The sequence below is a fragment of the Spirosoma spitsbergense DSM 19989 genome (assembly GCF_000374085.1).
GTDB lineage: Bacteria > Bacteroidota > Bacteroidia > Cytophagales > Spirosomataceae > Spirosoma > Spirosoma spitsbergense.
In genome coordinates this window covers 67,047-76,778 of record NZ_KB893544.1, presented here as the reverse complement: position 1 = coordinate 76,778, position 9,732 = coordinate 67,047, and the positions used below count along the sequence as shown (strand labels likewise).

Annotated in this window: 9 protein-coding genes; 8 read left to right on the top strand and 1 reads right to left on the bottom strand. The window is 52.2% G+C overall.

Annotation, left to right across the window (positions count from 1 at the left end; genetic code table 11):
• Positions 1–304 precede the first annotated feature (304 nt).
• The 6 genes from B157_RS0115215 (at position 305) to B157_RS0115190 (ending at position 7,867) form a co-directional block, all read left to right on the top strand.
• Positions 305–1,678: an IS110 family RNA-guided transposase gene (locus B157_RS0115215; RefSeq protein ID WP_020604160.1), complete on the top strand. Its 1,374-nt coding sequence runs from the start codon at positions 305–307 to the stop codon at positions 1,676–1,678.
• 287 nt (positions 1,679–1,965) lie between these two features.
• Positions 1,966–2,421, top strand: a complete 456-nt coding sequence (locus B157_RS0115210; RefSeq protein ID WP_084761820.1) for a DUF4440 domain-containing protein — start codon at positions 1,966–1,968, stop codon at positions 2,419–2,421.
• A 139-nt stretch (positions 2,422–2,560) separates the two neighbouring features.
• A complete protein-coding gene (locus B157_RS0115205; RefSeq protein ID WP_020604158.1) occupies positions 2,561–2,953 on the top strand; it encodes a hypothetical protein in 393 nt (130 codons plus the stop codon).
• Positions 2,954–3,113: 160 nt separating this feature from the next.
• Positions 3,114–3,500, top strand: coding sequence for a RidA family protein (locus tag B157_RS0115200; RefSeq protein WP_041952126.1), 387 nt, complete (start codon positions 3,114–3,116; stop codon positions 3,498–3,500).
• Between the two features lie 52 nt (positions 3,501–3,552).
• Positions 3,553–6,831 carry a S41 family peptidase gene (locus tag B157_RS0115195; RefSeq protein WP_020604156.1) on the top strand — a complete coding sequence of 1,093 codons (3,279 nt, stop codon included), beginning with the start codon at positions 3,553–3,555 and terminating at the stop codon, positions 6,829–6,831.
• 250 nt (positions 6,832–7,081) lie between these two features.
• Positions 7,082–7,867, top strand: a complete 786-nt coding sequence (locus tag B157_RS0115190; protein WP_020604155.1) for a potassium channel family protein — start codon at positions 7,082–7,084, stop codon at positions 7,865–7,867.
• 15 nt (positions 7,868–7,882) lie between these two features.
• Here B157_RS0115190 and B157_RS0115185 read toward each other — a convergent pair whose 3' ends face one another.
• A complete protein-coding gene (locus tag B157_RS0115185) occupies positions 7,883–8,377 on the bottom strand; it encodes a DUF6265 family protein (protein WP_020604154.1) in 495 nt (164 codons plus the stop codon).
• A 133-nt stretch (positions 8,378–8,510) separates the two neighbouring features.
• On the opposite strand from B157_RS0115185, the gene B157_RS0115180 reads away from it, so the two are divergent.
• Together B157_RS0115180 and B157_RS0115175 are read left to right on the top strand one after the other, a co-directional pair.
• Entirely contained in the window at positions 8,511–9,416 is a 906-nt protein-coding gene (locus tag B157_RS0115180) for a DnaJ C-terminal domain-containing protein (protein WP_020604153.1), read from the top strand.
• An 11-nt stretch (positions 9,417–9,427) separates the two neighbouring features.
• Positions 9,428–9,727: a chaperone modulator CbpM gene (locus B157_RS0115175; RefSeq protein ID WP_020604152.1), complete on the top strand. Its 300-nt coding sequence runs from the start codon at positions 9,428–9,430 to the stop codon at positions 9,725–9,727.
• Positions 9,728–9,732 lie beyond the last annotated feature (5 nt).

Here is a 9,732-nt window from a genome sequence, read left to right as displayed (position 1 = left end):
AGCCACCGTGTTCGCGGGCGAACGAACCCAGAAGAACGCATGAGAATAAAAATCCACCTTTGGGCCTTATATTTACCCTGCTGTCAGTAGCCCCTTCGTGGGAAGATCGTCCTTGTTTGTTGGTGCTTATCAACCCGTCCAACCGCCCGATTTGGCTATTGGTCATGTGCTGGTTAACCAGTTCATGCCTTGAGAACCCAACTGGTAGAGGGGCTGCGGCCCTTACTCCGTACATCCTGATTATTGTCTTTCTAAAATAGCCCGCTGACAGCCTTTTTGTTCTAACTGCTTACCCCTTCTAACCATGAAAAAGCAGGATAACTATCTGGCCATGCCCATCGTCCATCAGCAGGTGGCGGGCATCGACATCGGCTCTCAGTTCCATGTAGTAGCCATCGGCGATGATCCCAAACAACACGTCCAACAATTTGGGGTCTCCACGAAAGAATTATTTCGACTGGCTCAGTGGCTGACTGAGCATCAGGTCAAACATGTAGCCCTGGAAGCGACCGGCGGGTATGAACGAGCCTTGGTCAATGTGCTTCAGGAAGTGGGTTTCGAGGTTTTAGTTACCTCAGGAGCCAATACGAAGAATTACCGTCGGTTTAAGTCGGACACGTCCGATGCGATTCACATTCGAACCCTGCACAGTCTGGGTTTACTGCCACCGATTTTCTTGCCGGACGAGTTTTCAACACTTATCCGGCCGCTGGTACGGCTACGGAAGAGTCTGGTCGAGGATGCTGCCGATTACATTCGCCGTATCCAGAAGGCTCTACGGGCGGGCAATGTGCGGCTGGATACGGTACTGACCGATACCAATTCAGTGTCAGGTTTGCGTATTATTACTGCTATCTGTCAGGGCCAGGAAGACCCCATTAAACTGGCCGAACTGGTGGATAGTAAGTGCAAAAAGAAACCCGCCGAGATCATTGAGTTGCTGCGAGGCAACTGGAATGGGGCGATGCGTTTTGAAGTCCGTAGTAACTATCGGCTGTACCTAAACTTACAGGCCGAAATCGCCGAGTTAGACAAGGAACTCGACGGCCACTTTACCGACCATACTAAGGGACTCGAACAGCCCCAAGCAGTAGCTGATCCCACTGTAGGCCGCCAAAAACTACGGCAGTCGCGCAACACGCCCCGCCTACCTATTGAGCAATATGCTCATAAACTGTTAGGCGTTGACCTAAGCAACATTCCCGGTTTGGGCCGGGATGCTCTACTGACGTTTATGGCCGAAGTGGGGGAATCTATCACCAAGTTTCACTCAGCCAAAGCGTTTGCCAAGTGGTTAGGCTTCACCCCCAATAACAAAGCGTCTGGTGGTAAAGTGTTGTCGAAGAAGACCTTGAAAAATAAGTCAACGTTGCCCAACACGTTTCGGATGGTGGCTAACTCATTGGGCAATATGAAGAAACCTAACCCAATGACAGCGTTTTTTCAGCGGATTGCTTATCGAGCCGGTCGGATCAAAGCGATCACGGCCACGGCGCGGAAACTGGCGGTCGTGGTCTACAAGATGTTAACGACGGGGGAAGCGTATGATCCGGGTAGATTGGTACGAGATATGGCGCAGGTGAAGCAGCAACAGATTCGTCAGATGAAGAAAAAGTTAGTCAAGTTTGGGATAACTAGTGCGGATTTAGGGCTTTTTACTAACTTAAAAGCAGCCTGATAATGAGATAGTTAGAAGGCATGCGTACATCTGACAAAGAGTGTAAAGGTGGAGAAAACTCGCCCGTTTCGAGTACTTCGCTCACCATCAACCCTCATGGTTGTTGGGTGGAAAGACTTTTAAGGCGACAGGTTACAGGCCGCGAGGGCAGGTTCAGGATTCCATTTCCGGGTTACGGTTAAAAACTAAACGCCCCTATAGAACAAGCAGTGGGCTTTGCGCCCGGCTTGAAACAGTGTTTCCATGTTGTCTCATTTAAAATACTGTCCAAAAGGAGAGGATCAGCTATGAAATGTCGAAGTCGCTATCTATTGCTTATGTTGCTCTTGAGCAGCACGATTGGGTTTGCGCAGCCAGAAAGGGATGAACTTGCTATTCGAGCCGTTCTGGAAGGTCATTCGTTAGCCTGCCTGGATGCGGATGCAGAAAAAGCGTTGAGTTACTACGCGCACTCACCCTATGTAGCTACGGCTTTTAATGAGCCAGGTTACCACCGGGGCTATGATGCGGTAGTTGTTGCTTACCGAAAGGAATTTGCTCATACACAGAAGAGCCAGGATAAACTTTCGACAAAGGACTATCGCTACCGAATTGTGGGTAATGTAGCGTTCGTAACGTACGTTGAAACCTATACTAAACCAGATGGCACCATCAGCACGGTTCATAAAGCGAGCTATCTGGAAAAAGAAAATGGCCCCTGGAAGCTGATAGGAAATTTCTGGATACCTGAACAAGCCCCCTGAAAGACAGGGTAATCCCCCCTGGCCGGGTTTGACGGATGGGGCACTTTTTTGCGACGAGCCAAACGTCCACAGGTTGCCCGTCCCGTTAGGCAGGCTAACCCAAAGCATCAGTATTCGTAACTCCTAAACTTACCATACAATGAATGCCAAAAATCTATTTACATTCGTAGCTGTCATCGTTTCGCTCTTTGGGCTGGGACTTACTTTTGCCCCTGATTTTATGGCGGGACAATACCTGACAAATCCCTCCTGGATGAATGACGGGGCCAAGCTGGTAGCACAAGGTTGGGGTACTACCTTAATTGCTTATGCTGCAGGGTGCTGGTATGTCCGCAATGATGGCTCCTCATCCGGTGGTAAAGTAATGCTTTTGTTGGTATTGTTGTCCAATCTGGCCCTTATCGTCATTCACACGCTGGCGGTTTTGAACGGCGTTGAAAAAGCGATTGGGTGGGGCCAGGTTTTACTTTCGCTCGTCCTTGTCGCCTGGTCAGGCATGCTCTTTCGGCAAACAGACCGCGTAGTAGCTTGAGTTTGCGAAGTCTGGAAGCATAAAGTGCGGGTTGCCATCATCCCGGTGATAGGCTGCGCGTCCCAGGGGGCAGGTTTTAGTTCGTTAGGCAGGTTACAATCCTTGAAGCGCAATGGAGTTAGGTCAGTGGATAATACGTGCGAATACTCTCGAAAAGACAATGAAGCCAATTGCTGTGAAATTGCCAGATATCCCTCATCCGGCCATGTCTTACTCCCAGGCTGTCAGAGTGGGAAACTTACTGTTTGTCGCTGGGCAACCGGGTATCGACTTTGAGTCGGGATTTATTTCGACTGATTTTGAAACACAGGCCAGACAGGCTTTTGCTAACCTTTCTGCCGTGCTTGATGCCGCAGGTTCGGGCTTGGATAAAGTAGCCAAGACAACTATCTGGTTAGTAGACGCATCTAATTTCGACGGCCTCAACAAGCTATATGCCGAATACTTTCCCACTAATCCACCTTCCCGTTCAACACCGATTGTCGCTTTACCCAAAAAGGAATTTCAACTATCCATCGAAGCCATCGCCACTGTAGATTCCGAATAACGATAACTAAGTTGTGGGCAACCCGGACCACCTCAAATAACCCTTCATCGCAATGCGCATCTTTACGTTTTCTGTACTTCTCTCCCTTGTTGTTGTTACTACCGCCATACACCCCACGCAGGGGCAAACGCAGCCCCCAACACCCACCTTTGCCTTTGCCGAACCCAGCCTTTCGCCCGATGGTGCCGAAGTGGCGTTCGTGTCGGGTGGCGATATCTGGACGGTGCCCACAACGGGTGGAGAAGCCCGGTTACTGGTATCACACCCCGACAATGAATCGCGGCCGCTCTATTCGCCGGACGGGAAGTACCTGGCCTTTGCCTCCTCCCGCACCGGCAACGGGGATATCTACCTGCTCACCCTTGAAACAGGCGCGATAAAGCGGCTGACCTACGATGATGGGAACGAGGTGCTCAACGCCTGGTCGAGGGATGGCAAAATGGTGTACTTCCAATCGACCAGCCGGGATATTGCCGGCATGAACGACATTTACCGGGTGGCCCTAACCGGCGGTACCCCCCTGCCCATTACCGCCGACCGCTATGCCAATGAATTTTACGGGGCTCCCTCACCCGATGGCAAAACACTGGCATTTTCGGCGCGGGGCATCGCGTCCAATCAATGGTGGCGCAAGGGCCGCAGTCACCTCGACGAGACCGAACTCTGGCTGTATCGCCCGGAGGCTAAAAAAGCTGGAGACCAGTACGAGCGGGTCACCGAAGGGGGCGCTAAAGAACTGTGGCCCATGTGGAGTCAGGATGGAAAAGCAATTTACTACGTATCCGACCGGAATAAGACACAGAATCTGTGGGCCAAGCCGCTGGACGGCACCCCAACGATGCTGACCAATTTTACCGGTGGACGGGTTCTCTGGCCTTCCATTGGGTACGATGGCCGCACCATTGTGTTCGAACGCGATTTTCAACTCTGGACCTACGATGTAGCAACCAAACAGGCAACGCCCATTCCGGTTCGGTTACGGGGTGTGGCCGCCAGTCCGGCCGTTGACCGCCTGAAGCTGACCAACCAGTTTCGGGAACTGGCTTTATCGCCCGATGGTAAGAAAGTAGCCTTCATCGCGCACGGAGAAGTATTTGCGGCTTCGGCTAAAGATGGGGGTGATGCTACGCGGATCAGCCATAGCCCGGCTAATGAGTCGCAGCCCGTTTGGGCTCCCAACAGCCGGAGCCTGGTGTACGTGTCAACCCGCGACGGCGCAGCCAATCTCTACCAGTATAATTTTGCGACCCGCGACGAAGTACGCCTGACGAATGATGGGCTGGACGATGGTTCGCCCATTTTCTCCCCCGACGGCAAATCGCTGGCCTTTATCCGAAATGGGCAGGAACTGCGCATTCTCGACATGGCGACGAAGAAAGAGCGGCTCCTGAAAAAAGCGTTTCTGGGTCGGCCACCCTTTGCCACGAGTGGTTCCGTGGTTTGGTCGCCGGATAATAAATGGGTGGCTTTCACGTCGTACGGGACCAAAACGTTCCGGAACATTTCGGTTATTCCGGCATCTGGTGGCGAGAGTAAACCCATTAGCTTTCTGGCCAATACGTTCGGAGGAAACCTGACCTGGAGTCCCGACGGGAAGTATGTCCTGTTCATCACCAACCAGCGAACCGAAACCGCGCAGATTGCCCGTATCGACTTGATACCCCGTTCGCCCAAATTCCGGGAAGACCAGTTCCGGGAGCTATTTAACGAAGAAATCCCAAAGACCCTTACGCCGGCGGCACCCGCTACCAAAAAAGTGACACCCCGCGATACGACCGCGCTGGCACTAGGGGATACGGCGGCCAAATCGAAAAATCAGCCCACAAAAATCGTGTTCGATGGTATTCGTCAGCGGCTAAGTCTATTACCCGTTGGGGTCGATGTCGATGCGCAATCGATTAGCAAAGACGGGAAAACACTATTATTGATCGCCACCGTAGCCGGTCAGGAAAACCTGTACACGTACTCCCTCGATGAGTTAGGGCGCGACCAATCTGTAGCGAAACAGTTGACTTCTACGGCGGGTAGTAAAAGCAATGCCCAGTTTTCGGCCGACGGAAAAGACGTTTTCTATCTGGAGCAGGGTAAAATCCAGTCGATTGCATTGGACAAACGCGAGCCAAAACCACTAAGCGTAACCGCCGAAATGGATGTCGACTTCGGCGAGGAAAAAGTGCAGGTTTTCCGGCAAGCCTGGGATATTCAGTCTAAAGGGTTCTATGATTCAACCTTCCACGGTGCCGACTGGAAAGCGATTCGGGCCACCTACGAGCCGATGGCCGCCGGTGCCCGTACCCCCGACGAACTGCGCCGGTTGATTAGCCTGATGCTGGGCGAGCTGAATGCCTCGCACTCCGGCATTTCGGCTCCGGCCGGTTCTGTTCAGACGACCACAGGGCGTATCGGACTGCGGTTTGACCGGGCGGAATACGAAAACAGTGGGAAGTTGAAAATTACCGAAGTTATCGCCCTGAGTCCGGCGGCATTATCCGGCACCATCAAACCCGGCGATTATCTGCTGGCGGTGGACGATACTAAAATCACCCCGACCACCAACCTGGACCAGTTGCTGGAGAATCAGATTAACCGGCGCATTTCACTCAGTATAGCCTCCTCACCCACCGGCACGCCCCGCGAAGTGGTTATTCGCCCCGTTAACCTGACAACCGAGAAAGGGTTGCTCTACAAACAGTGGGTGGAGCAGCAGCGGCAGTACGTCGATAAAGCCAGTGGCGGAAGGCTGGGTTATGTTCACCTGTACGATATGTCGGCGGAATCGCTGGCCCAGTTGAATATTGATCTGGATGCCGATAACCACGCCCGCGAAGGGGTAGTGGTTGACGTTCGGAACAATAATGGCGGTTTCGTAAACGCCTACGCCCTGGATGTATTCACCCGCAAAGGGTACTTGACCATGACCCCACGCGGGCTACCGTCAGCCCCCGCCCGTACCCAATTGGGACAGCGTTCGCTGGAGACGCCTACCATTTTAGTAACCAATCAGCACTCGTTGTCCGATGCGGAGGATTTTGCGGAAGGCTACCGGGCGCTAAAGGTGGGTAAAGTGGTGGGCGAACCAACGGCAGGCTGGATTATTTACACCTCAGCCGCCCAGCTCATCGATGGCTCGAACCTGCGGCTGCCGTTCATCAAGGTGACAGACAATTCGGGCAAAAATATGGAGCTCAACCCCCGCCCGGTCGACATTGCCGTATCGAGACCCATTGGCGAAAGCTATACGGACAAAAATGTTCAGTTAGAAAAAGCTGTTGGCGAGTTACTTCGCGAGTTGGACGAAGCCAAAGCGTCGAAACTGAGTAGCGGTAAATAATTACGGCCTATAGGAATCGGGCTAACTCGGTGATTTTTTTGGCGCAGTTGGCCCAACTTAATACCCGTCTTTGTACGGAGTTTTATTCAACAAAAGGCGTATTGCCGTCGGTTAGCTTTATCTGGTGTCGGTTTCCGGGAGGTCAGCGCCGGTGCAATTGCACCGGCGCTGACCTCCCGGCCCATTGTGGTTGTTGTAAACCACTTTGCCCCTCGTGGGTTAAGTTAATAACCCTCAACCGACTGACTCCGTGACAAAACCGACTCAGCAAGAACTTACCAGCGAACGCCACGAATTACTGGAACGCCTGAGCGACTGGCTCGACACCCCCATGCTGGTGCTGGGTTTCGTTTGGCTGGGTCTGCTGATTCAGGAACTAGCCTACGGCCTGACACCCTTTTGGGAACACCTGGGCACCGTAATCTGGATCATTTTTATCCTTGATTTTCTCCTCCGTTTTACCCTAGCACCCGAAAAAATCCCGTTTCTGAAACACAACTGGCTAACGGTCATTTCCCTATTCCTGCCAGCGTTGCGCGTCTTTCGGATCGTACGTGTACTGCGCTTTCTGCGCGTAGCGCGGGGCGTGCGACTGGTGCGGGTGGTTGGCTCCATAAACCGGGGAATGCGGGCGTTGGGAGCCAGTATGAGTAGGCGGGGGTTTGGTTATGTCGTGCTGCTAACGCTCCTGATGACACTGGCTGGTGCTGCCGGGATGTATACGTTTGAACGCGACGCACCCGGCACTTCCTTAAACTCCTACGGCGAGGCCGTATGGTGGACGGCTATGCTGATGACTACGATGGGATCAGAATACTGGCCCAAAACCCCCGAAGGCCGGGCTTTGTGTATGTTACTGGCCCTGTATGCCTTTGCCGTTTTTGGATACGTGACGGCTACGCTGGCCACTTATTTTGTGGGACGCGATGCCGAGAGCACCGAGGGCGAAGTAGCGGGAGCACAGGCCATTCAGGAATTAACCAATGAAGTACGGGCCTTACGCCGGGAAGTTCAGCGACTGGCAGAGCGGCAATAAACAGCAGGCGAATAGCTATCGAACGAGGTTAAAGACAAAAAGGTCACTGAACGCCCAATTACCGTCTTTCTGCATGCCCCGCTGAATCACTAACTGAGCGGCCGACCGTTTTTCGTAGATGATTCGAATCGAGCCGTCTTCCTTCTCAAAAATTGCCTTGCCTTTTCCTGCTTCGATAAATTTGTAACGGTCTGACTTATCTTTTTCTTCCTGTCCGATCAAACCGGGCTTAAAGTGCTTTACCAGTACGATTGGCCCCTGTTCTGTTTGTTCAAAGATCAACATTTCGTACATAGTAACTTTGTTGTCTTTCATCATACGTATAAACCCGGTCAGGTTATCCCCGACGGGTGCAATCCAGCAAGCCTCAATAGGGCCACCGTTGAAGGTGCCCAACCAACGGCCTTCCATAAAACTAACATCTGCCAGCGAACCTGTTTTGGAGGCAGTTTGGGCGTGAAGAGAAGCGGTTGCCAGGAAACAGAATAAAAATAAACGAATAATTTTCATAGAGCTTAGTGCTAAACTTTGAGGACAGCAAGATAGAGAAATCATCTCGCTTTGGCGATGGGGTTTCCATCTCTTCACAACCTTCCCTACCCCTTCCGAGTTTATACGGAACTACACGTAACATCCCTCCAGTATGGATTTCATTGACTATTACAGTGTGCTGGGCGTACCCAAAACCGCGTCAGACGACGATATAAAGAAAGCGTACCGCAAACTGGCCCGTAAACATCACCCCGACTTAAACCCGGATGATGCGGAGGCCAACAAAAAGTTTCAGCAAATCAACGAAGCTAACGAGGTCCTGAGCGACCCCGAGAAGCGGAAAAAATACGATCAATACGGTAAAGACTGGCAACACGCCGACCAGTTTGAAGAAGCCCGGCGCAACGCGGGGCAACAGCAGCAATCGCGTCGGCAATACGCGGGCGGAGACGATTTTTCGGGTGGTTTTGGGGGTGCGGATTTCTCGGATTTCTTCTCGTCCATGTTTGGGCAGGATGCAGGCACGGGTGGCAGTCGCCGACAAGCTAAGTTCAGGGGGCAGGATTATCAGGCCGAACTGCACCTGAACCTGCGTGATGCGTACACGACGCACAAGCAAACCATGAATGTTGATGGAAAGAACATCCGCATTACCGTACCGGCAGGGATTGAGAACGGACAGAAAATAAAACTGACCGGTTACGGTTCGCCGGGTGTGAATGGTGGCCCCAAGGGCGATTTGTACATCACATTCGTCATTGCCGACGATAGTCGCTACAAACGCAAGGGAGATGACATTTATGTAGATGAAGAGATTGATCTCTACACGGCGTTGCTCGGTGGCGAAAAAATCATCGAAACACTGGATGGTAAAGTCAAACTAACCGTATCCCCCGAAACACAGAATGGCGCAAAAGTCCGGCTAAAAGGCAAGGGCTTTCCGGTATACAAGCAGGAAGGAAAGTTCGGTGATTTGTACGTGCAATGGCAGATCAAACTCCCGACTAACCTGACCGACGAGCAGAAAGAACTAATCCGGCAAGTAGCAGCCATGTAACGTCTTATTTTATGCAACCCAACCTCATCCTCATCAACGAATTTTGCGTGTACCACCACGTCGAAGTCGAGTTTGTTCAATTGCTGGAGCAGCGTGGCCTCATCGAAACCACCACCATTCAGCACGCCACCTATGTGCCGTCGGAACAGTTACCCCGGCTGGAGAAGTTTGTCCGGCTACATCAGGACTTAGCCATCCACCCCGACGACCTCGATGTGGTAAATGAGTTGCTGGAACGGCTGGAGCATATGCAGCAACAGCTAACGCAGTTACAAAATCGGCTGGTTTTTTACGAACCGTCTGGTAGTTGACAGAA

Coding starts and splice junctions, on each gene's coding strand:
- B157_RS0115215 (WP_020604160.1), top strand. CDS start 305: ATGAAAAAGCAGGATAACTATCTGGCCATGCCCATCGTCCATCAGCAG.
- B157_RS0115210 (WP_084761820.1), top strand. CDS start 1,966: ATGAAATGTCGAAGTCGCTATCTATTGCTTATGTTGCTCTTGAGCAGC.
- B157_RS0115205 (WP_020604158.1), top strand. CDS start 2,561: ATGAATGCCAAAAATCTATTTACATTCGTAGCTGTCATCGTTTCGCTC.
- B157_RS0115200 (WP_041952126.1), top strand. CDS start 3,114: ATGAAGCCAATTGCTGTGAAATTGCCAGATATCCCTCATCCGGCCATG.
- B157_RS0115195 (WP_020604156.1), top strand. CDS start 3,553: ATGCGCATCTTTACGTTTTCTGTACTTCTCTCCCTTGTTGTTGTTACT.
- B157_RS0115185 (WP_020604154.1), bottom strand. CDS start 8,377: ATGAAAATTATTCGTTTATTTTTATTCTGTTTCCTGGCAACCGCTTCT.
- B157_RS0115180 (WP_020604153.1), top strand. CDS start 8,511: ATGGATTTCATTGACTATTACAGTGTGCTGGGCGTACCCAAAACCGCG.
- B157_RS0115175 (WP_020604152.1), top strand. CDS start 9,428: ATGCAACCCAACCTCATCCTCATCAACGAATTTTGCGTGTACCACCAC.